Source organism: Variovorax boronicumulans, assembly GCF_030812215.1.
GTDB lineage: Bacteria > Pseudomonadota > Gammaproteobacteria > Burkholderiales > Burkholderiaceae_C > Variovorax > Variovorax boronicumulans_C.
Window position 1 is genome coordinate 1 of record NZ_JAUSSG010000004.1, and the last position, 21,028, is coordinate 21,028.

The 21,028-nt window shown below is 68.5% G+C and carries 20 protein-coding genes; 15 read left to right on the forward strand and 5 right to left on the reverse strand.

Annotated features, from left to right (window positions below):
- The first annotated feature begins 198 nt into the window (after positions 1-198).
- The 3 genes from J2W23_RS11940 to J2W23_RS11950 all read left to right on the forward strand — a co-directional run bounded on the left by J2W23_RS11940 (position 199) and on the right by J2W23_RS11950 (position 4,024).
- Positions 199-855: a nuclease-related domain-containing protein gene (locus J2W23_RS11940; RefSeq protein ID WP_307648886.1), complete on the forward strand. Its 657-nt coding sequence runs from the start codon at positions 199-201 to the stop codon at positions 853-855.
- A gap of 66 nt (positions 856-921) precedes the next feature.
- A complete protein-coding gene (gene bamA / locus J2W23_RS11945; RefSeq protein WP_307648887.1) occupies positions 922-3,324 on the forward strand; it encodes an outer membrane protein assembly factor BamA in 2,403 nt (800 codons plus the stop codon).
- Positions 3,325-3,340: 16 nt separating this feature from the next.
- Positions 3,341-4,024, forward strand: coding sequence for a response regulator (locus tag J2W23_RS11950; RefSeq protein WP_176659340.1), 684 nt, complete (start codon positions 3,341-3,343; stop codon positions 4,022-4,024).
- On the opposite strand, the gene J2W23_RS11955 is transcribed toward J2W23_RS11950, so the two are convergent.
- Positions 3,985-4,269, reverse strand: coding sequence for a hypothetical protein (locus J2W23_RS11955; protein ID WP_307648888.1), 285 nt, complete (start codon positions 4,267-4,269; stop codon positions 3,985-3,987). The genes J2W23_RS11950 and J2W23_RS11955 overlap by 40 nt on opposite strands.
- Before the next feature lie 44 nt (positions 4,270-4,313).
- Entirely contained in the window at positions 4,314-4,451 is a 138-nt protein-coding gene (locus J2W23_RS11960; protein ID WP_307648889.1) for a hypothetical protein, read from the reverse strand.
- Between the two features lie 324 nt (positions 4,452-4,775).
- On the opposite strand from J2W23_RS11960, the gene J2W23_RS11965 reads away from it, so the two are divergent.
- The 9 genes from J2W23_RS11965 to J2W23_RS12005 all read left to right on the forward strand — a co-directional run bounded on the left by J2W23_RS11965 (position 4,776) and on the right by J2W23_RS12005 (position 16,229).
- Positions 4,776-6,371, forward strand: coding sequence for an ATP-binding protein (locus tag J2W23_RS11965; RefSeq protein WP_307648890.1), 1,596 nt, complete (start codon positions 4,776-4,778; stop codon positions 6,369-6,371).
- Entirely contained in the window at positions 6,368-7,063 is a 696-nt protein-coding gene (locus J2W23_RS11970; RefSeq protein WP_176659337.1) for a response regulator, read from the forward strand. The genes J2W23_RS11965 and J2W23_RS11970 overlap by 4 nt, the downstream gene beginning before the upstream one ends.
- Before the next feature lie 56 nt (positions 7,064-7,119).
- Positions 7,120-9,330, forward strand: a complete 2,211-nt coding sequence (gene yccS / locus J2W23_RS11975; RefSeq protein WP_307648891.1) for a YccS family putative transporter — start codon at positions 7,120-7,122, stop codon at positions 9,328-9,330.
- Positions 9,331-9,442: 112 nt separating this feature from the next.
- Positions 9,443-9,769 carry a hypothetical protein gene (locus J2W23_RS11980; protein WP_176659335.1) on the forward strand — a complete coding sequence of 109 codons (327 nt, stop codon included), beginning with the start codon at positions 9,443-9,445 and terminating at the stop codon, positions 9,767-9,769.
- Between the two features lie 157 nt (positions 9,770-9,926).
- Positions 9,927-10,625, forward strand: coding sequence for a Bax inhibitor-1/YccA family protein (locus J2W23_RS11985; RefSeq protein ID WP_307648892.1), 699 nt, complete (start codon positions 9,927-9,929; stop codon positions 10,623-10,625).
- Between the two features lie 21 nt (positions 10,626-10,646).
- Positions 10,647-11,192 carry an Rrf2 family transcriptional regulator gene (locus tag J2W23_RS11990; protein ID WP_176659333.1) on the forward strand — a complete coding sequence of 182 codons (546 nt, stop codon included), beginning with the start codon at positions 10,647-10,649 and terminating at the stop codon, positions 11,190-11,192.
- Between the two features lie 288 nt (positions 11,193-11,480).
- Positions 11,481-12,626: an efflux RND transporter periplasmic adaptor subunit gene (locus J2W23_RS11995; RefSeq protein ID WP_307648893.1), complete on the forward strand. Its 1,146-nt coding sequence runs from the start codon at positions 11,481-11,483 to the stop codon at positions 12,624-12,626.
- A 22-nt stretch (positions 12,627-12,648) separates the two neighbouring features.
- On the forward strand, positions 12,649-15,777 hold the full coding sequence (locus tag J2W23_RS12000) for an efflux RND transporter permease subunit (protein ID WP_307648894.1): 3,129 nt from the start codon (positions 12,649-12,651) through the stop codon (positions 15,775-15,777).
- Between the two features lie 101 nt (positions 15,778-15,878).
- Complete coding sequence (locus J2W23_RS12005) at positions 15,879-16,229, forward strand: hypothetical protein (RefSeq protein WP_307648895.1); 351 nt, start codon at positions 15,879-15,881, stop codon at positions 16,227-16,229.
- A gap of 1 nt (position 16,230) precedes the next feature.
- On the opposite strand, the gene J2W23_RS12010 is transcribed toward J2W23_RS12005, so the two are convergent.
- On the reverse strand, positions 16,231-17,133 hold the full coding sequence (locus tag J2W23_RS12010) for a DMT family transporter (protein ID WP_307648896.1): 903 nt from the start codon (positions 17,131-17,133) through the stop codon (positions 16,231-16,233).
- A 111-nt stretch (positions 17,134-17,244) separates the two neighbouring features.
- Between J2W23_RS12010 and J2W23_RS12015 the strand changes: the two genes are divergently transcribed.
- A complete protein-coding gene (locus J2W23_RS12015; RefSeq protein ID WP_176659329.1) occupies positions 17,245-17,688 on the forward strand; it encodes an Lrp/AsnC family transcriptional regulator in 444 nt (147 codons plus the stop codon).
- A gap of 28 nt (positions 17,689-17,716) precedes the next feature.
- On the opposite strand, the gene J2W23_RS12020 is transcribed toward J2W23_RS12015, so the two are convergent.
- A complete protein-coding gene (locus J2W23_RS12020) occupies positions 17,717-18,694 on the reverse strand; it encodes a tripartite tricarboxylate transporter substrate-binding protein (protein ID WP_176659328.1) in 978 nt (325 codons plus the stop codon).
- 123 nt (positions 18,695-18,817) lie between these two features.
- Between J2W23_RS12020 and J2W23_RS12025 the strand changes: the two genes are divergently transcribed.
- Both J2W23_RS12025 and J2W23_RS12030 read left to right on the forward strand, forming a co-directional pair.
- Complete coding sequence (locus tag J2W23_RS12025; protein WP_176659327.1) at positions 18,818-19,363, forward strand: MarR family winged helix-turn-helix transcriptional regulator; 546 nt, start codon at positions 18,818-18,820, stop codon at positions 19,361-19,363.
- Between the two features lie 126 nt (positions 19,364-19,489).
- On the forward strand, positions 19,490-19,936 hold the full coding sequence (locus tag J2W23_RS12030; RefSeq protein WP_307648897.1) for a universal stress protein: 447 nt from the start codon (positions 19,490-19,492) through the stop codon (positions 19,934-19,936).
- Here the strand turns inward: J2W23_RS12030 and leuB are convergent.
- Entirely contained in the window at positions 19,933-21,012 is a 1,080-nt protein-coding gene (leuB, locus tag J2W23_RS12035; protein ID WP_307648898.1) for a 3-isopropylmalate dehydrogenase, read from the reverse strand. The two genes, J2W23_RS12030 and leuB, sit on opposite strands and share 4 nt — an antisense overlap.
- Between the last annotated feature and the right edge of the window lie 16 nt (positions 21,013-21,028).

A 21,028-nucleotide genomic window follows, 5' to 3' on the forward strand; every position in this document is an offset into this window, starting at 1 on the left:
ACGCGCGCGCTGGCCATCGTCCACCCGGGCCGGGCGGGGTGGGAACGCCCCGGGTAGGTGTGCGGCCGCGCCCCCCCCCCCCCCCCCGGGGGGGGGGGGGGGGCCCCCCCCCCCCCCCCCCCCCGCGCCCCCCAAACGAGCACGTACTAAAAGTCTCCCAAAAGCCCAGCAATGCTTCGCCATTCCGAAGGAGTCCACATGACCATTGTTTTGCAAAGCACCGTCGCCGCATCGCTGGGCATACAGCAGCTGTCCAACGCATTCACCCCGGCCTTTTCTCACTTGCGCATTCTTCGCAACCTCATCATCCCGATGCCTTCGGGATGCGCGGTTCCCACGGCGCGCATCGATGCCGTCATCGTGTGCGAGACCGGTGTGTACCTGTTCGAGATCAAGGCATGGCGCAACGCCTTCGTCTACCGGAAGAAATCCGACGAGGCCCCGCCGCGCTGGTTTTTGCGGCTCAACGGATGCGCACGCGCACGCGAAGTGAAAGACCCCGCATGGCAAGGCGGGCGCAAGACGACGCAGCTTCGCAGCCTGCTGCCCGATGACCTGCGCCTGCAGTACTTCGTGCTCCTGCCCTGCGAAGGCGTGGAGCTCGAAGGCGTCATGCCCGCCGCCGTCATCACGCAGCAAGACCTGCCCTACATCGCGCGGCTCGTGCGCAACAACGGTCGCACCGCGCGCACCTATCCGCTGCTCGATGCCCAGGCCGTCGAACGCACCGTGCAGCGCCTGCTCGACATCCAGGGCGACCTGTCGATGGAGATGCATCTGCAGAACTTCCGCGAAAGAAACGAACAGCAACCGCCTGTGCGATGGCCCGTCATGCGCGCCATGGGGTTGCAGTAACAGCCTTTACCAAAGCCCCCAGAAAGCGTCCCATATTTCTCCGACATTGCCGAAGACCATGCGGCGATGCATTTCCCCAAGTCCCTCGCGGCCATCGCTGCACTGCTCGTTTCGATGGCCGCCGTTCCCGCATGGGCGGCCGACCCTTTCACCGTTCGCGACATACGCCTCGAAGGCCTGCAGCGCGTCGAGCCCGGCACCGTCTTTTCCACCCTCGGCATCAAGGCCGGCGACAACTACAGCGACGAGCGCGGCAGCGCGGCCATTCGCGCGCTGTTCGAACTGGGTCTTTTCAAGGACGTGCGCATCGACGTCGATGGCAACGTGCTCGTGGTCATCGTGGAAGAGCGTCCCACGGTCGCCGATGTCGACTTCGTCGGCACCAAGGAGTTCGAGAAGTCCGCGCTGCAGAAAGCATTGCGCGAAATCGGTCTCGCCGAAGGCCGCCCCTACGACAAGGCGCTGGCCGACCGCGCCGAGCAGGAGCTCAAGCGCCAGTACGTGAGCCGCAGCCTCTACAACGCCGAGGTCGTGACCACCGTCACGCCGCTGGAGCGCAACCGCGTCAACCTGACGTTCACCGTCGCCGAAGGCGAGTCCGCGCGCATCAAGAGCGTGCGCGTCGTCGGCAACAAGGCCTTCAGCGAGAGCACGCTGCTCGACCTGTTCGACCAGGACAGCGGCGGCTGGCTCGACTGGTACACCAAGTCGAACCAGTACTCGCGCAGCAAGCTCGCCGCCGACCAGGAAACGCTGCGCTCCTACTACCTCACGCGCGGCTACCTGGAGTTCCGCATCGACTCCACGCAGGTCGCCATCTCGCCGGACCGGCAGTCGATCGACCTCACGCTCAACATCACCGAGGGCGAGAAGTTCGCGGTGGCCGGCGTGCGGCTCGAAGGTAATTATTTCGGCCGCGAAGACGAGTTCAAGACCCTCGTGACGGTACGCCCCGGCGCGCCCTACAACGGCGAGGACGTGGCCGCCACCACCAAGGCCTTCACCGATTACTTCGGCACCTTCGGCTACGCGTTCGCGCGGGTGAAGGCAGAACCCGACATCGATCGGGCCAACCACCGCGTCACGATGGTGCTGAAGGCGGAACCCGCGCGGCGCGTCTACGTGCGGCGGCTGAACATCGGCGGCAACGCGCGAACGCGCGACGAGGTGATCCGCCGCGAGTTCCGGCAGTTCGAAGGCGCCTGGTACGACGGCAACAAGATCAAGCTCTCGCGCGACCGCGTCGACCGGCTCGGCTACTTCACCGAGGTGAACGTGGAGACCGCCGAGGTGCCCGGCAGCAACGACCAGATCGACCTCACGGTCAACGTGGCCGAGAAGCCCACCGGCTCGCTGCAACTGGGCGCGGGCTACTCGTCGACCGACAAGATCTCGCTCACCTTCGGCATCACGCAGGAGAACGTGTTCGGCTCGGGCAACTACCTCGGGCTGCAGGTCAACACCAGCTCGTACAACCGCACGATCTCGCTCACCGCCACCGACCCGTACTTCACGAAAGACGGCATCTCGCGCACGCTCAACGTCTTTCACACGACCACGCGGCCCTACTACGAGGCCGACGGCAACTACAAGCTCGCGAGCGATGGCGGCTCGGTGCGCTTCGGGCTGCCGGTGGGCGAACTGGACACGGTGTTCCTTGGCATCGGCGTGGAGCGCTACTCGTTCACGCCCGGCACCAACGGCGCGTACACGTTGGTCGACGGCTCCTACGTCTACACCGGCACGCCGCAGGCCTACCTCGACTACTTCAAGTGCACCGGCACCGCGCCGAGCGTGGTGTGCAGCGGCAGCAACGTGGTGGGCATTCCCGCGACGGTGGGGTGGTCCCGCGACGACCGCGACAGCGCGCTGGTGCCGACCACCGGGCGCCTGCAGCGCGCGAACCTCGAGGTGGGCGTGGGCAGTGCGCTGCGCTACCTGAAGACCGACTACCAGTACCAGCAGTACTTCGCGCTCTCCAAGCAGTACACGCTGGCCATCAACGGCCAGCTCGGCTATGCGAAGGCGCTGGGCGGCAGCACCTTCCCGATCTTCAAGAACTTCTACGCGGGCGGGCTCGGTTCCATTCGCGGTTTCGAGCAGAACTCGCTCGGGCCGGTCGATGCCGTCACCGGTGGTTCGCTCGGCGGCACACGCCGCGCGATCTTCAACATGGAGTTCAGCACGCCCTTCCCCGGCGCGGGCAACGACCGGTCGCTCAGGCTCTACACCTTCTTCGATGCGGGCAACGTGTTCGCCGACCGCACCGCGAGCATGACCGATGCGCAGTGGAAGGCGCAGAACCGCATTCGCGCCTCGGCGGGGCTGGGCATCAGCTGGATCTCGCCGCTGGGCCCGCTGCGGCTGGCCTATGCGGTGCCGCTCGCCTACCAGAAGGTCGACACCGCCAATGGCATCGCGGCGGACCGCACGCAGCGTTTCCAGTTCCAGATCGGAACTTCCTTTTGAGGAAAGGGACCACGCCATGAGCCGCATCCTGATGGTCGAAGACGGGCGCGACAGCGCCTTTTCACTGCTGGACCACCTCCACAACGCCGGCCACCAGGTCGAGCACATCGGGGACGGCGCGGCGGCGCTCGACCGCATCCTGAGTTCGCCGCCCGCGCTCACCTTGCTCGACGTGGCGCTGCCGCAGATCGACGGCCTGCAGGTGCTGCAGAAGGTGCGCTCGCACAGCGACCATCCGATCATCATGCTGACGGCACGCACGCGCGAGGTCGACCGCCTGCGCGGGCTCGACCTGGGCGCCGATGACTATGTCTGCAAGCCGTTCTCGCCGCGTGAGGTGGTGGCGCGCGTGCACACAGTGCTGCGCCGCCATGCGCAGCGCGACGGGGCTTCTGCGGCACCGTCGAAGTCGGTGTCGTTCCGGGACGCGCATGGCGGCGCGCACCTGGAGGGGCACGCGCTCGATCTCACCCGCCGCGAGCTCCTGCTGCTGCGCACGTTGTCGCGCGATCCGGGGCGGGTGTTCACGCGCTCGAAGCTGCTGGAGGCCGCGTTTCCGGAAGCGCTCGATGTGAACGAGCGCGCGGTCGACGGGCACATCAAGAACCTGCGCAAGAAGCTCACGGCCGTGGCGCCCTCGCACGGCTGGATCCGCTCGATCTACGGCGTGGGCTTCAGTTTCGCGGAGCGGCCTGCCTGAGCGCGGCACGCGGCATCGCGCGGCGTGGCCGGGCCGGTGCGCATGATCGGCGCCAGGGTCGAGAGGCTCGCGTTGCGCCCCTCGGCCGGAAGGCGCTCGCCGCATCCCCCACGCGCGGCGATGCAGGCGCCCAGTGCCAGGCCACTGAAGGCCAGCAGGCCCATGAGGCGTTGGACCAACGGCAACCCGCCGGTCGATGGCGTCGCCACGGGATGCATCCAGGCGGTTTCGCTGTGAGACGGCATCGCGGTCTGCAACGCTCAGTCCTTGGCGGATTGCGCGATGCCGCTCATGCGCTTTCCTCCTCGGCCTCGGCGCCCGGCGCCCTGGCCCGTGTGGCGCGCGCCTCCGCCCAGACGACCAGCAGCGTCCATACATGGGTGACCACCCAGAAGACCGCCGTGAGCCACAGAAGGAGCAGGTCCATGCCGGGGTCGGACCAGACATCGGCCCACGACCAGGCGGGACGCGCCGGCGCGCAGTGCGCCGGACTGGCCCAGGCCAGCGCGACGGCGGCAAAGGCATGGAGGATTCTGTGGCGGGGACGATGCGTGGCCGGGTTCATGGGCAGGCATCGTGCGTTTCGAATCGGGAGAAATGTGGGAGGGCCACCCGAGCGGATTCTTCCCAGATTCCTCCCAGATTTCTCCCCATTTGCCCGCCATGATCCGCCGCTTGCCTATGACGCCCGCCTGCCCGAAACGCATGCCGCAGAATGCGGCCATGCCTGAGAAGGCGTGAACGAACCCCCATGCCGCGTCTGACACTCTCCCGGAAGATCTTCCTGGCGCTGGCCGCCTTGCTGGTCGTGTTGCTGCTCAGCTTCGTGGGCTTTTCCATCATCGCGCTGCAGCGGGGCCTGGGCGCCTACGTCGCCGAGATCGAGATCCGGCGCATGGACTGGCTCTCCCAGCTCCTCTTGAAGCACTACATCGCCAACGGCGACTGGAAGAAGCTGCGCGACAACGACGAGGCCTGGCACCGCCTGCGCATGGGCCAGCTGGCGGGCGTGCTCGACGGTGCGGCCAGCCCCGACGACCGGCGGCTTCCGCCCTGGTACGAGCGCCGCGTGCAGGGCACCACCCGGAGCGATGGCGACCCCGACAGCGGAGCACCGCCGCCGCCGCTGCCCCCGGCCTCCTCTTCGGCCGCCTCGCCGCAGCTGGACCTGCTGCCCCGGCGCTTCTCGATGCCACCGCCGCCCTGGTTCTTTCCCGACCCACGCTCGGCGGCCGATTCGATCTACCAGCGCCTGGCCGTGCTCGACGCACACGGCACACCGGTGGTCGGCGCCACCATCGATTTCGAGAACGCCGCGCGCCTGCCGATCCGGCGCGGGCGCTCGGTCGTCGGCTACCTGGCGCTCGCGCCCGCGCAGGGCTTCGAGAGCGAAGCCGATCGCGCCTTCCTCGCACGCCAGTCGGGCGTGATCGCGCTCACCGGCATGTGCGGTCTCGCCTTCGCCTTGGTGCTGTCGTGGCTGCTCGCGCGCCGCTGGTTCAAGCCCATCGACGCGCTGACGCAGGCGGCGCAGGACGTGGCGCGCGGGCGGCTTTCCACCCGCGTGACGGTCCATGGCTCCGACGAACTCGCGCTGCTGGGCAAGACCTTCAACGACATGGCACAGCGCCTGGACAAGATCGAGGCCTCGCGGCGCGCCTGGCTGGCCGATGCGGCGCACGAGCTGCGCACACCGCTCGCGGCGATGCGCGCGGAAATCGAGGCACTGCAGGACGGCGTGCGCACCTTCGACGAACGCACCGCGCTGCGCATGCACCGGCAGGTGATCCGGCTCGGCCAGCTGGTCGACGACCTGCGCAGCAGCATGCGCGAACCGCAGAACGACTTGCTCACCACCGCCGTGTTTCCGCTCACGCTGCTGAAAGAGGCGCTGGACCACACGCGCGACCGCTTCGCCCAGCGCGGCATCGCGGTCAACCGGGACGCGATCGACCGCATCGCCGCATCGGCCCAGCCGGTGATCGACGGCGATGCGCACCGGCTGCACCAGGTCTTCATGAACCTGCTGGAGAACACGCTGGCCTACACCGATGCGGGCGGCCGGCTGCGCATCGACGCGACCATCGAAGGCGCGTGGACCGGCAACTGCCTCACGCTGCTGTTCGACGACAGCGCACCCGGCGTGCCCGACGAAGAAATGCCGCGGCTCTTCGACCGCCTGTTCCGCGGCGAAACCTCGCGCAGCCGCGCACTCGGCGGCTCGGGCCTCGGCCTCTCGATCTGCCGCGCGACCATCGAGGCGCATGGCGGCAGCATCGAGGCCGCTCCATCGCCGCTCGGCGGGGTGCGCATGACCATCACCCTTCCACTGGCGGCATCCGCATGACACGCATCGTCATCGTCGAGGACGAGATCGACATCGCCTCGGTGGTGCAGGACTACCTGCGCCACAGCGGCTACGAAACCGCGCATTTCTCCGACGGGCAGAGTGCCCTCGACAGCATCGTTGCCTCGCCGCCCGACCTGACGCTGCTGGACATCATGCTGCCGCGGCTGGACGGCATCGAGGTGCTGCGGCGCGCGCGCGAGCACACGGCGCATCCGATCATCATGCTCACCGCGCGCATCGAGGAGGTCGACCGCCTGCTCGGCCTGGAGCTTGGTGCGGACGACTATGTGTGCAAGCCCTTCTCGCCGCGCGAGCTGGTGGCGCGGGTGCGTGCCGTGCTGCGGCGCACGGCGCCTGGCAGCGCGCCCGGGCAGGCCCCGCAGGGCGGTGCGCCGGGCCTCGTGCTCGACGACGTGCACTGGCGCGCCTCGCTCGAAGGCACGCCGCTGAACCTCACGCGCCGCGAGTTCGGGCTGCTGCAGGTGCTGTCGCGGCACCCGGGCCGCATCTTCTCGCGCGCGCGGCTGCTGGAGCTCGCTTATGACGACACGGTGGACGTGACCGAGCGCGCCATCGACAGCCATGTGAAGAACCTGCGCCGCAAGCTGGGCGCGGTGTCGCCCCTGCACGACTGGATCCGCTCGGTGTACGGGGTGGGGTTCGCGTGGGAGGCGCCGCCACAAGCCTGACTCGAGGGCCCGAAGGCTCGCCGGCCTCGTGGCATGCATCGTGCAAGATCGCAGCCATGCTCCCCCTGTCTCCCGATGCGCTGCGCCAGCGCCTGCGTTCCTTTGCTTCCCGCGCACAGCCGCTGCGCATTTTTCTCACCCTCGGCAGCCTGATGGCGGTGTGCGGCTACACCGGCCACACCGATGCGGTGATTCCCTTGTTCCTCGGCGCCATCGCCAGCGCGCTCGCCGAGACCGACGACAGCTGGCGCGGCCGCCTTCGCGCGCAGCTCGTGACGCAGGCCTGCTTCGCGGTGCTGTCCTTCTCGGTCGAGGCGCTGTTCGGCCGGCCGGTGCTCTTCATCGCCGGGCTCGCGTTCGCCGCCTTCTGGCTCACGATGCTGGGCGCGGTGGAGGCCCGCTACAAGGCCATCGCCTATGCGACGCTGATCCTCGCGATGTACGCCACGCTCGGCATCGAGAACCAGGGCGCGCAAGGCCACGGTCGGGGGCGCGAATCCTTGCTGCTGCTGGCCGGTGCCGGCTGGTATGGCGTCTTCTCGGTGCTGTGGTGCGCGGCCTTTCCGGCGCAGCCGGTGCAGGCGCGGCTGGTCACGCTGTTCACCGTGCTCGGCAACTTCGTGCGCTTCAAGGCGTCGCTCTTCGAGCCGCTGCGGGGCATCGACATCGAACAGAAGCGGCTCTCGCTCGCGCAACTCAACGCCGAAGTGGTGACCGAGCTGAATGCCGCGAAGGAAAGCATCTTCCGCCGCATCGGTGCGCGGGCGCCGACCGGGCGCATCTCGCGCTACCGCGGGCTCTACCTCATCGCGCAGGACGTGCACGAACGCGCGAGTTCCTCGCACGACGACTACAACGCGCTGGCCGACGCGTTCTTCCACAGCGATCTTCTGTACCGCTGCCAGCGCGTGCTCGGCCTGCAGGGGCTGGCGTGCCAGCGGCTTGCCAGCTCGATCGCGCGGCGCGAGCCTTTCGAGGTGGGCGAGGAAACCGTGCAGGCACTGGCCGACCTGCGCGGTGCCATCGAACACGAGCGGGCGCGGGCGACCACGCCGGAACGGCTCGCGCTCCTGGCCTCGGTGGAGGCGCTCGCGCGCAACCTCGCGCAGCTCGACGGGCAACTCGCCGGTGCGAGCCAGCCGTCGGCCCGCGCGGGCCGGACCGAGATGGGCCTCTTCAACCGCTCGCCGCGTTCGTGGCGCGATGCGGTGGAGCGCGTGCGGCGGCAGCTCACGCCGCGCTCGCCGCTGTTTCGCCACGCGCTGCGGCTCGCGATCGCGCTCGTCGCGGGCTACGGCGTGATGCACCTGATCCACCCCGCGCAGGGCTACTGGATCCTGCTGACCACGCTGTTCGTCTGCCAGCAGACCTTTGGCGATACCGTCTCGCGCATGGGCCAGCGCATCGCCGGCACGGCCCTCGGCGTGGTGGCCGGCTGGGCGCTGCTGCAGCTCTTTCCGCAGCCGCTGGTGCAGTCGGTGATCGCAGTGGTGGCGGGCGTGCTGTTCTTCGCGACACGCGCCACGCGCTACCTTCTCGCGACGGCCGCGATGACGCTGCTGGTGCTGATGTGCTTCAACCAGGTGGGCGACAGCGGCTTGCTGCTCGTGCCGCGGCTGGTCGACACCGCCATCGGCAGCGCCATCGCCGGCCTCGCGGTGCTGCTGGTGCTGCCGCATTGGCAGGCGCGGCGCATCAACGAACTGGCGGCCACGGCCATGCGCAGCCATGCGGGGTATCTGCGCCGGATCGTCGAGCAGTACGGCACCGGTCCGCGCGACCACCTCGACTACCGCCTCGCGCGGCGCAACGACCACAACGCCGATGCGGCGCTGTCGACGGCGGTGTCGGACATGTTCCGCGAGCCGGGCTACGTGCGGCCGCGCGCGGGCATTGCGCTGCGCTTTCTCATCCGTTCGCACACGCTGTTGAGTTACCTGTCGGCGCTCGGCGCGCACCGCGCCGCGCTGCCCGATTCGCCGCACATGGCGGTGCTGCGCGACGCGGCCGAAGGCGCGGCGGCGGCGCTCGAAGCGCTGGCCGGCGGGCTGCAGGGCGGTGCGATCGCGGACGATCCCGCCACCGAACCCGCCGTGCGCGCGGCCCTTGCGGCCGCCACCGCGCCGGCGGGCGATGCCGGCGCGGCGGAACGCACCATCCACACCGAACTGGCCCTGGTCTGGCTGCAGATCGACGCGCTGCGCACCCATGCGCGCGAGTGGCTGCAACCCGGGGACGACGCGCCCCCCGCGGCCGAAAGGGCCTGAAACGTCCGACCGCCCCGGTCGGTGAAACAACCCGCCCGAAAGCCCGGCAAGGGGCGACGGGTAAAATGGCGACTTCATGTCACGTTGGTTCGCCGCTACTGTCCTCGCCCTCATGCTGTCGCTCTACGGCTTTGCCGTGTTTGCGCAGGGGTTCGTGGGCGCCGGTCATTCCGCGCATGCCACGGCCGACATGCAGACCTGCACGAGCAGCATGGCGCTCTCCGATGCACTGCTGATCGATGCCATGGACCTGTCGGACGAATTGCCATCGCATGACGAGGCAGGCTCCGAACACGTCGAACTGGTCGACGCCCGCCATCCCTTGGCGGTGCCGCTTTTCCTCTCCGAGCAACCACGCGGCCTCGCCCTGACGCCCGCGCTTTCGCCGCTCCTCGATCGGCCCAAGCGGCCACCCCGCGCCCCCGCCCTGGTCGCCTAAGGCTCCGCCGCGACTGGAGCCTTTGCGGCTCCCGCCTTCTTCCCGATCCGACCGCGTCGCCGCATTCCGGCAACCGCGCCCGCATCGCGAACACCGCCCCCTCTCGTGCCATTTACCGCGTACCCGCTTCGTCGGGACGCCCGATCAAGGAATCAGAATGAACAACGGTCAACCCACCTACCACCCCGGCTTCGACGTACCCGTCGCGTCGGCCCAGGAACGCAACCGCGTTCTTCGCAACACCTACTGGCTGCTCGCGCTGTCGATGGTGCCCACCGTGCTCGGCGCCTGGATCGGCGTCTCCACCGGCCTCGCGCGCGCCATGTCGCCGGGCATCGGCCTCATGGTGTTCCTCGGCGGCGCCTTCGGCTTCATGTACGCCATCGAGAAGACCAAGAACTCGGCCGCCGGCGTGCCGGTGCTGCTGGCCTTCACCTTCTTCATGGGCGTGATGCTGTCGCGCCTCGTGGGCTCGGTGCTGGGTCTCTCGAACGGCGCAAACCTGGTGATGACGGCCTTTGCCGGCACCGGCGCGATCTTCCTGGGCATGGCCACGCTGTCGTCGGTCATCAAGCGCGACCTGTCGGCCATGGGCAAGTGGCTCTTCATCGGCGCCATCCTGCTGCTGGTGGCCGGCATCGCCAACTTCTTCATCCAGTCGAGCGCGCTGATGATGACGCTGGCGGTCGCCGCCATCGGCATCTTCTCGGCCTTCATCCTGCATGACCTCAAGCGCGTGAAGGACGGCCTGGAGACCAACTACATCTCCGCCACGCTGGGCGTCTATCTCAGCATCTACAACGTGTTCCAGGCGCTGCTGGCCCTCTTGGGCATGGGCGGCAGCCGGGACGAGTAACGCTCAAGAAGGGAACCTTCCATGCGCCTCACCACCAAGGGCCGCTTTGCGGTCACCGCGATGATCGACATCGCACTGCACGGCCGCTCGGGCCCGGTCACGCTGGCTTCGATCAGCCTGCGCCAACGGGTCTCGCTGTCGTACCTGGAACTGCTGTTCGCCAAGCTGCGCCGCAACGACCTGGTCGAATCGACGCGGGGTCCGGGCGGCGGCTACTCGCTCAGCCGCAAGGCCGCGCTCATCAGCGTGGCGGACATCGTGCTTTCCATCGAGGACCACGGCAACGAGACCACGCGCCGCCGCGCGGGCGGGGATGTAGACGACTCCGGCCGCTGCGAAGTCGACGACCTCTGGGCCTCGGTCAACCTGCGGGCCGTCGAGTTCCTGAAGTCGATCTCGCTGCAAAGCCTGGTCGACGAACAGAAGGCCAAGGGCGTGCAGGCCGCCACCAGCGCGGCCGGCAGCAGGCGGACCACCGTGGTCGGCACGCCGGTGCGCAAGCCGTTCGTCGTGGACGCGCCGAACTCGGTGTTCGCACTGGGCCGGCGCCAGCAACGCGCCAGTTAGTTCCGGCTCCGCCTCGCCGCGCGAGCGGTGAGGCGGGAGCGCCCTTCCAGCCAGATCGCCGGCCTTCGCGCCGGCGCCCCGCCAACGCCCCGCACAGCCGCAAGGCTGTGTGAGCGTTGGCTTTTTTTCGTTTTGCTTGCCCCTACGGAGGCCATGCCCATGCGCCGTATCGCGGTTCCGCGCCACAGGCAGAATGCACCATTCAGGTGCAATATCGACGTGCAACCGGGGTTTTCCCGGACTGCGCCGGACAGGCTCGCACCGCGATTCCGGACGCCCCAGACGCTCATGACCTCCAAGCTCCTGCTCTCCCTTTCCCTGCTCGCCTCGCTCGCACTCGCGGCCTGCGGCGGCAAGCCGGCCTCCACCGCCGCCGACGCGCCGGGCGAAGTCGGCGTGGTGACGCTGCACGCCGGCGACGTGCCGGTGCTCACCGAACTCGCCGGACGCACCGCCGCCTTCCGCGTGTCGGAGGTGCGCCCGCAGGTCAACGGCATCGTGCGCAAGCGCCTCTTCGAGGAAGGCGGCATGGTCCGCGCGGGGCAGGTGCTCTACGAGATCGAACCCGGTCCGTTCGAGGCTGCGCACGAACAGGCCGAGGCCTCGCTGGCCACCGCCCAGGCCAGCATCGCAAGCCTGCGCAGCAAGGCCGAGCGGCACGGCGAACTCGTCAAGGCCAACGCGGTCAGCCGGCAGGAACACGACGAGGCCCAGGCCGCGCTCGCGCAGGCCCAGGCGGGCGTGAAGGCCGCGCAGGCGGCGGTGAAGGCGGCGCGCATCAACCTCGAATTCACGCGCATCACCGCGCCCATCGCGGGGCGCATCGGGCGCTCGTCCATTACCGAGGGCGCGCTCGTCGCGCCGGGGCAGGCGACGGCGCTGGCGACGATACAGCGGCTCGATCCGATCTACGTCGACGTCATCCAGTCGAGCCTGGAGCTGACGAAGCTCAAGCGCCGTTTCATCTCGGGCGACATGGCGCCGGCCAGCACGCGCGTGACGCTGCGCATGGAAGACGGCCTGCCGTATCCGCACGAAGGCACGCTGAAGTTCACCGAGGTCGGCGTCGATGCCGCGACGGGTTCGGTCACGCTGCGCGCGGAATTTCCGAACCCGCAAGGGCTGCTGCTGCCCGGCATGTACGTGCGCGCACAGGTGGAAGCCGGCGTGGAGCGCCACGCCATCCTCGCGCCCCAGCGCGGCGTGAGCCGCGACGAAAAGGGCGAGCCGACCGCGCTGGTCGTCGGCGCGGGCGACAAGGTCGAGCTGCGGCCGCTCGAAGTGCGCAGCGCGTCGGGCGACCAGTGGATCGTGACCAAGGGCCTGCGCGAAGGCGACCGCCTCGTGGTCGACGGTCTGCAGCGCGCGCACCCCGGCGAGAAAGTGAAGCCGGTGCCGGTGCCCCTGGAGACGGCCACCACCGCCGCCGAATGAAAAACAAGACAAGCAGACAGCAGTGATCGCGAATTTCTTCATCCAGCGCCCGGTCTTCGCCTGGGTCATTGCCATCCTCATCATGCTGGCGGGCGGCGTGGCCATCCGCACGCTGCCGGTGTCGCAGTACCCGGACATCGCGCCGCCCACGGTCGTGGTCTCCGCCAACTACCCCGGCGCCTCGGCGCAGGCGCTGGAGAGCAGCGTCACGCAGGTCATCGAGCAGCAGCTGAAGGGCATCGACGGGCTGCTGTACTTCAAGTCGACGAGCAGCTCCGCCGGCTGGGCCGAGATCAGCGTCACCTTCCGCCAGGGCATCGACCCCGACACCGCGCAGATGCAGGTGCAGAACAAGATCAGCCAGGCCACCAGCCGCCTGCCGCAGGCGGTGCAGCAGCAGGGCCTGACGGTGGCGAAGTCGCAGAACAACTTCCTCCTGATCGTGGCGCTCTACGACGAGACCGACCGCCGCACCGACACCGACATCTCCGACTGGATGGCCAGCAACCTGCGCGACCCGATCAGCCGCGTCGACGGCGTGGGCTCGGTGCAGGCCTTCGGCGCGGCGTATGCGATGCGCATCTGGCTCGATCCGCACCGGCTCGCGAGCTACCAGCTCATGCCCTCGGACGTCACGGCCGCCATCGCCGCGCAGAACACGCAGGTGTCGGTGGGCGAGATCGGCGCGCGGCCTTCGTCGGCGAAGCAGCAGCTCAACGCCACGGTCACGGCGCTCTCGCGGCTGCAGACGCCCGAGCAGTTCCGCGGCATCGTGCTCAAGACGCAGGCCGATGGCGCCGTGGTGCGGCTGGGCGACGTGGCGCGGGTGGAAATCGGCAGCGAGTCGTACTCGGAGACCACGCGCCTGAACGGCCACCCGGCCGCGGGCTCGGCCGTGATGCTCGCGCCGGGCGCCAACGCGCTCACCACCGCCAACGCGGTGAAGGCGCGCATTGCCGAACTGGAATCGTCGTTGCCCGCCGGCTTGCGCGTGGCCTATGCCGAAGACACGACGCGCTTCGTGAAGATCTCGATCCAGTCGGTCATCAAGACGCTGCTCGAAGCCATCGCGCTGGTGGTGGTCGTGATGTTCCTCTTCTTGCAGAACTGGCGCGCCACGGTGATTCCCGCGATCACCGTGCCGGTGGTGCTGCTGGGCACCTTCGGCGTGCTGGCCGCCTTCGGCTATTCGATCAACGTGCTGACGCTGTTCGGCATGGTGCTGGCCATCGGCCTCCTGGTGGACGACGCCATCGTGGTGGTGGAGAACGTCGAGCGCGTGATGCATGAAGAAGGGCTCGACGCGAAGGCCGCCACCATCAAGTCGATGGGCGAGATCACCGGCGCGCTGATAGGCATCGCGGTGGTGGTGTCGGCGGTGTTCCTGCCGATGACGTTCTTCGGCGGCTCGGTGGGCGTGATCTACCGGCAGTTCTCGGTGACGATCATCGCGTCGATGGCGCTCTCGGTGGTGGTCGCCATCGTGCTGATTCCCGCGCTGTGCGCGCGCTTCCTGAAGGCCGGCACGGCGCCGCGCACAAGAGGTTTTCTCGGTGCGTTCAACCGCCGCTTCGACGCGGCGCAGGGGCGCTACGTCGGGCTGCTGGGCCGCATGCTCGGCAAGCCCTGGCGCTTTGCCGCCATCTACCTGGCCATCGTGGCCGGCATGGGCGCGCTCTACCTCAGCCTGCCCGGCGGCTTCCTGCCCGAGGAAGACCAGGGCAGCGTGATGGTGCAGCTGACGCTGCCGGCGGGCGCCACGCAGGGCCGCACCGACGCGGTGAACCGTGCCGTCGAGAAACACTTTCTCGAAGCCGAGAAGGACACCACCGACACGATCTTCACGATCTCGGGCTGGAGCTACGGCGGCTCGGGGCAGAACCAGGGCATGGCTTTTGTCTCGCTCAAGGACTGGTCCGAGCGGCGTGGCGCGGACCAGCGCGCACAGGCCATCAGCGAACGCGCCGGCACCGCGCTCTCGGCACAGCAGCGCGACGCCGAGGTCCACGGCATGGTGCCGCCGCCCATCGAAGGACTCGGCGAATCCAACGGCTTCGAGTTCTGGCTGCAGGACACCTCGGGCATGGGCGCGGCAAAGCTGGTGCAGGCGCGCGAGAAGCTCGTGCGCGACGCAAAGAAAGACACGCGCCTGCAGTCCGTGCGCGCCAACAGCATCGCCAACACGCCGCAGCTGCAGGTCGACATCGACCAGCTGAAGGCCTCGGCGCTGCGCCTGTCGCTGGACGACGTGAACTCCACGCTGGGCACCGCCTGGGGCGGCAACTACGTGAACGACTTCATCGACCGCGGCCGCGTGAAGCGCGTGTACGTGCAGGCCGATGCGCCCTACCGCTCGGCACCGGAAGACATCCGCCAGTGGTCGGTACGCGGCGCGACCGGCGCGATGACGCCGTTCTCCGCCTTCGCCACCACGCGCTGGAGCCAGGGCGCTTCGCAGCTGGAGCGCTACAACGGCGTACCGGCCGTGCAGATCCAGGGCGCCGCCGCGCAGGGCGTGAGTTCGGGCACGGCCATGGGCGCCATCGAGACCGTCGCAAAGAAGCAGAGCGGCACGGGCTACGCATGGAGCGGGCTCTCCTACCAGGAACGCCTCTCGGGCGGGCAGGCGCCGCTCTTGTTCGCGCTGTCGATCCTCGTGGTGTTCCTGTGCCTGGCGGCGCTCTACGAGAGCTGGTCGGTGCCGTTCTCGGTGATGCTGGTCATTCCGCTGGGCGTGCTCGGCGCGGTGATCGCGGCGGCGCTGCGCGGGCTGTCGAACGACATCTACTTCCAGGTCGGCCTGCTCGCGACCATCGGGCTGTCGGCCAAGAACGCGATCCTGATCATCGAGTTCGCGGAAGCGGCGCTGCGGCGCGGGGTACCGCTGCTCGAAGCGGTGGCCGAAGGCGCACGCCTGCGGCTGCGGCCGATCCTGATGACCTCGCTCGCGTTCCTGGCCGGCGTGATCCCGCTGGCGCTCGCCACCGGCGCGGGTTCGGGCAGCCAGACTGCGATCGGCACCGGCGTGTTCGGCGGCGTGCTCGCGGCGACGGCGTTGGGGATCTTCTTCGTGCCGTTGTTCTATCTGCTGGTGAAGCGGGCGGCCGCGCGATGGAGTGGCCGCACGGCCAGCCCGGCACACGCCGAGTGATGCTCTCTGTTTTTTCGCCTTTTTTACGCGCAACCCGATAGGCTGCCTGCTCCGGCTTCGCTCCCCGAAGCACCATGCAGCGCAGTCGTCAGAACATCGAAATGCAAGCAAGAACAAGCCTCTGGTCCCGCTTTGCGGGATGGGCGAATGCGGCGCGGCAGCCGCAAGACATGACGCTGGAATGGACCTGCTGCGGCACGCCCGGGCGCGACCCGACCGAGGCGTATCTCGGCCGGGTCGACGCGTACGAACTCACGATCCATGCGTGCGTTCATTGCGGCGCGCTCTGGCTGCAGGTGCAATCCGTGGCGACCACGTTGACGCGATCCGAGCCCCTGTCCAGGGTGGATGCGGAAGCCTTTCTCGACGCAGCCGCCGGCACCGAGCGGCGCACGATCATGCGGAGCTGGCTGCAGCGGCATCTGCAGCCGGCGGGCGTTCGCCCCCGGTGAATCAGCGCTCCTCGACGGTGGCCGACCGCCGCGACAGGCCGGGCAATGTCCACCCGAAGGTCATGCCCGCCGCCGCGATCAGGATGGCCGCCGCACCTGCAAGCTGCGCCGGCGTCAACCGCTGGCCGAAGGCCACGAAGTCCACGCCGATCGCCACCAGCGGATAGATGAACGACAGCGCGCCGGCCACCGTTGTCGGCAGCTTCTGGATCGCGCCGTACAGCAGGATGAACACGAGCCCTGTGTAGATCACGCCCATCGTGAGGTGCACGCCCCAGGTGCCCGCATCGGTAGGCAGCGCCCGCAGATGCGCGAACGGCGCGAGCATGACGATGCCCACGCAGACCTGTATCAGCGCGATGAGGTGCGGCGCCATGTCGCCGAGCTTCTTCGCAACGATCGCGGCCACCGCGTAGCAGAAGGCGGCGCCCAGTGCCATCAGCACGCCCGAGAGATAGGCCGAGCCATCGGCGCCGCCACCGCCCTTGGCCTGCGCCACCAGCACGACGCCGGCGAAGGCGATGCAGAGCCAGCCCACTTTCATCGCCGTCAGCCGCTCGGAGAACAGCAGCGCACCGAGCGCGACGAGCATGAAGGGCTGCGTGTTGTAGACCGCGGTGGCGATGGAGATCGATGCGCGCGGGAACGACGCAAAGATCAGCAGCCAGTTGACCACCAGCGCCACGCCGCCGAACGCGGCCAGCGCGAAGGTGCGCGGCGTGAGGCCGCGTCGCAGCACGCCCAGCGCGGCGCATGCGACCAGCAGCGTGGCGGCGCCGAACACGCAGCGCCAGAACAGCACGTCGACCAGCGGCTGGTTGAAGCGCACCACGAACCATCCGATGGTTCCGGAAATCACCATGGCGGCGCTCATCTCGAGCGCGCCGCGAAGCTTGATTTGCATGGCGTGAAGCGTGCCAGCTTTGGCAACGGATGAGAATGCTTTAAAAAAGGCAACGGCACCCGATTGCCATCGAAAATTAGGCTCGTTTCTCGAATCACCGGAGATCGCACCATGCTCGACGACATCGACCAGGACATCCTGACCGCGCTCGGCGCCAACGCGCGCATGTCGCTCAAGGACCTCGCCCAGCAGGTGGGCCTTTCTTCGCCCAGCGTGGCCGAGCGGCTGCGGCGGCTGGAAGAGCGCGACGTGATCCGCGCCTACACGCTGGCGCTGAACCCCAAGGCGCTCGGCTACCAGTTCCAGGCCATCGTGCGCATCCGTCCCTTGCCGGGTCAGTTGCAGGCGGTGCAGAAGCTGATCGAGAACACGCCGGAGTTCTGCGAATGCGACAAGGTCACGGGGGAAGACTGCTTCATCGCGCGGCTCTTCCTGCAATCGCTGGAGCAGTTGGACGGCATCCTCGATCGCATCGCGGCGAAGGCCGAGACGAACACCTCGATCGTGAAGGCGCACACGATCCCGCGGCGATTGCCGCCGCTGCGATCCGCCTAGTTCTCCAAGGCCGGCGCTGCCGCGGCAATCAGGGCGCGAAGCCGGAGCGGCGCACCACCGGCTCCCATTGCTGGCGGTAGTTCTTGAGCATCTGCGCGGTCTCCGCGGCGGTGCTCACGACAGGCGTGATGTAGAGCGCATCGGCCGCCTTCTGCAGACCCGGGTCCTGCATGACTTCGCGGATCTTCGTGGCCAGCAGCTGCACCTTCGGCTGCGGCATCGTGCTCGGCGCGAAGAAGGTGTTCCAGCCGTCGGCATCGATCTTCATGCCGGCCTCGCGAAAGGTCGGCACCGAGGGCGCGAAGCTCGCGCGCTTCTTGCCCGACACGGCCAGGATGCGGATCTTGCCGGCCACGTGCTGCGCGTAGAGCGAGTCCATGGTGTCGATCGCGATCGGCAGCGAGCCGCCGCTCAGGTCCGCCGCCAGCGGCGCCGAGCCGCCATAGCCCTTGATCTGCGGCTGCACGCTCAATGCATCGCCCACCATGAGGCCGAAGAAGTGCGGCAAGCTGCCGGTGGCCGGCACGCCGAAGACCGCTTCTTCCGGGTGCGCCCAGAGCCGGCCCACCAGGAACATCGCACGGTCGAGCTGCAGCTTGTTGCCCACGGCCAGCGCGAAGTCGTAGCTGCTGACCTGGGAGACCGGCACGAAGTCCTTGTCGGGGTCGTAGCCCGCGTCCTTGATCACGAGCGGCGCGATCACCATCACGGCGGGGTTGCCGAGCATCAGCACGTTTTCGGCGGCCGTTGCGCGCCGCAGTTGCTTGGCCGCCAGCCTGCCGCCTTCGCCGGGGCGGTTCTCGACCGTCACCGGCACGCCGATCTTCGGGCTCAGCCGCTCCGCGATGAGCCGCGCCATGCGGTCGGTGCTGCCGCCCGGCGCATAGCCGACGACGAGCGTGAGCGGCCCGTCCAGGTTTTGCGCTTGCGCTGCGAAACCGGCGCAACAGGCCAGGGCGGCGATGCCCCACGCTGTGAGCTTTCGCCGGGAAAAGACAATGGCCACGAGATCTCCTGCTTCCGGCGACAGGCCGGTTTTTGTTACTTTATTTATAACTAGGTAACAAATAGTTGATCTAATCCATCATCGGCAGCCGAGGCGGCGCGGCCACAACACCTTGCGATCTCCATGTCAGTTTTTCCCGATGCAGGCGCATTGCGCGCTCCCCGTTCCCTCAACGACCTGCTCCTCTACCGGCTGTCGCGTGCGGCGCGCGCCGGCGGCGGCATGGTGACCCGCATGGTCGAGGGCGGCTTCGGCATCACGCGCCGCGAGTGGGGAATGATCGGCACGCTCGCCGAAGTCGGCGAGATCACGCCCTCGGCGCTCGCGCAGCGGCTCGACCTGGACCGCGTGCGCACCTCGCGGGGCCTGCGCAGCCTCACCGAGAAGAAGCTGGTCGAGCGCCGCCAGGACACGGAGGACCGCCGCGAAGTGCATGTGCGCCTGAGCCCTTCGGGCCGGCAACTCTTCGGCGAGCTGTTTCCCCGCGTCGCAAGCCTCAACACCGAACTGCTCGACGGCATCGATGCCGCGCACATCGAGATCTTTCTCCAGTGCCTGCGCCGGCTCGAAGTGCGCGGCACCGAGCTGAGCGCACAGGGCGTGGTGCCCGAAAAGGCCGACCGCCGCGCGGGCGGCACACGCCATCACTGGCCCAAGCGCGGCAACTGAGCAGCGCGCGTTCGCGCGTCCGCGTTTTTAGAGGCGGCGACCCACGCGCCCGCCTTGAAGGCCGGGCCCCGCGAACTAGACTGAATTGCGAGGGCACCCGCGGTGCCGGGGGCCAAGGAGCCTGCCATGTACAAGCGTGTTCTTGTCGCCACCGACGGCTCCGCGCTGTCGGAACAGGCGGTCGCCGCCGCCATCGACCTGGCCGTGCTGAGCGGCGCGGAACTGGTGGCCGTCAACGTCGCGCACATCGAGCCCTTCGGCTACTTCGAAGGCTCGATGATGCTGAGCCAGCGTGACATCGAAGCCACGCAGGAGCAGACGAACCGGGCCGCGCAGCGCCTCGTCGACAGGGTGGCAGCCACCGCGCTCGACAAAGGCGTTCGCAATGCGCAGGCCATCGTCATGAAATCGAACCAGGTCGCCGAGGCCATCGTCGCGACCGCGAAGAACCAGGAATGCGATCTCATCGTGATGGCCTCCCACGGACGCCGCAGCCTCGCGCGCCTGCTCATGGGCAGCGAGACGCTGCATGTGCTCACGCACTCGCACATTCCGGTGCTGGTGCTGCGCTAGCTACTAAGATTTGCCAGCGCGGCAACCACCGCATCGCCCATCTCCTCGGTACCCACGCGGGTGCAGCCGGGCTGGAAGATGTCGCCTGTGCGCAGGCCCTCGGCCAGCACGCGGCGCACCGCGCCCTCCACGCGTCCGGCATTGCCGGGCTGATCGAACGAGAAGCGCAGCATCATCGCCATCGACAGGATCGAGGCCAGCGGGTTCGCCAGGTTCTTGCCCGCGATGTCGGGCGCGGTGCCATGCACCGGCTCGTACAACCCAAAGGTGCCCGCCGCCATCGACGCCGAGGGCAGCATGCCGATGGAGCCGGTGAGCATCGCGGCGGCATCCGAGAGGATGTCGCCGAAGATGTTGCCGGTGACGATCACGTCGAACTGCTTCGGCGCGCGCATCAGTTGCATTGCGGCCGCATCGACGAAGAGGTGCGTGAGCTCGACGTCCGGATATTCCTTGCCCACGCGCGTGACCACCTCGCGCCACAGCTGCATCACCTCGAGCACGTTGGCCTTGTCGACCGAGCAGAGCTTGCGGCTGCGCGCGCGCGCGGTGCGAAATGCGACGTGCGCGATGCGCTCCACCTCGGGTTCCGAATAGCGCATCGTGTTGAAGGCTTCGCGCTCGCCGCTGGCATTGAGGCCGCTGCCGCGCGGCTCGCCGAAATACACGTCGCCGGTGAGCTCGCGCAGGATCATCAGGTCGAGCCCGTCGACCACTTCGGGCTTGAGTGTCGAAGCGCCGATCAGTTCGGGGAACAGGAAGGCCGGGCGAAAGTTGGCGAACAGCCCCAGTTCCTTGCGCAGGCGCAACAGGCTCGCGCCGGGCCGCATCATGAACGGGATCTCCTCGTCGCCGGGCATGCCGGCCGCGCCGAACAAGATGGCGTCGGCCTTGCGCGCGATCTCGCTCGTGGCCGCCGGCAGGGGATCGCCGGCGGCATCGATGCCGGCCTGCCCGATCGCCGCTTCCACCAGCTCCAGGGATTGGCCGCTGCCCACCACCGCCTTGAGCACCTTCACGGCCTGCGCCGTGACCTCGCGGCCAATGCCGTCGCCCGGCATCACTGCAATCTTCATTTCAAACCTTTCAGGT

Coding starts and splice junctions, on each gene's coding strand:
- J2W23_RS11940 (WP_307648886.1), top strand. CDS start 199: ATGACCATTGTTTTGCAAAGCACCGTCGCCGCATCGCTGGGCATACAG.
- bamA (WP_307648887.1), top strand. CDS start 922: ATGCATTTCCCCAAGTCCCTCGCGGCCATCGCTGCACTGCTCGTTTCG.
- J2W23_RS11950 (WP_176659340.1), top strand. CDS start 3,341: ATGAGCCGCATCCTGATGGTCGAAGACGGGCGCGACAGCGCCTTTTCA.
- J2W23_RS11955 (WP_307648888.1), bottom strand. CDS start 4,269: ATGCCGTCTCACAGCGAAACCGCCTGGATGCATCCCGTGGCGACGCCA.
- J2W23_RS11960 (WP_307648889.1), bottom strand. CDS start 4,451: ATGGACCTGCTCCTTCTGTGGCTCACGGCGGTCTTCTGGGTGGTCACC.
- J2W23_RS11965 (WP_307648890.1), top strand. CDS start 4,776: ATGCCGCGTCTGACACTCTCCCGGAAGATCTTCCTGGCGCTGGCCGCC.
- J2W23_RS11970 (WP_176659337.1), top strand. CDS start 6,368: ATGACACGCATCGTCATCGTCGAGGACGAGATCGACATCGCCTCGGTG.
- yccS (WP_307648891.1), top strand. CDS start 7,120: ATGCTCCCCCTGTCTCCCGATGCGCTGCGCCAGCGCCTGCGTTCCTTT.
- J2W23_RS11980 (WP_176659335.1), top strand. CDS start 9,443: ATGCTGTCGCTCTACGGCTTTGCCGTGTTTGCGCAGGGGTTCGTGGGC.
- J2W23_RS11985 (WP_307648892.1), top strand. CDS start 9,927: ATGAACAACGGTCAACCCACCTACCACCCCGGCTTCGACGTACCCGTC.
- J2W23_RS11990 (WP_176659333.1), top strand. CDS start 10,647: ATGCGCCTCACCACCAAGGGCCGCTTTGCGGTCACCGCGATGATCGAC.
- J2W23_RS11995 (WP_307648893.1), top strand. CDS start 11,481: ATGACCTCCAAGCTCCTGCTCTCCCTTTCCCTGCTCGCCTCGCTCGCA.
- J2W23_RS12005 (WP_307648895.1), top strand. CDS start 15,879: ATGCAAGCAAGAACAAGCCTCTGGTCCCGCTTTGCGGGATGGGCGAAT.
- J2W23_RS12010 (WP_307648896.1), bottom strand. CDS start 17,133: ATGCAAATCAAGCTTCGCGGCGCGCTCGAGATGAGCGCCGCCATGGTG.
- J2W23_RS12015 (WP_176659329.1), top strand. CDS start 17,245: ATGCTCGACGACATCGACCAGGACATCCTGACCGCGCTCGGCGCCAAC.
- J2W23_RS12025 (WP_176659327.1), top strand. CDS start 18,818: ATGTCAGTTTTTCCCGATGCAGGCGCATTGCGCGCTCCCCGTTCCCTC.
- J2W23_RS12030 (WP_307648897.1), top strand. CDS start 19,490: ATGTACAAGCGTGTTCTTGTCGCCACCGACGGCTCCGCGCTGTCGGAA.
- leuB (WP_307648898.1), bottom strand. CDS start 21,012: ATGAAGATTGCAGTGATGCCGGGCGACGGCATTGGCCGCGAGGTCACG.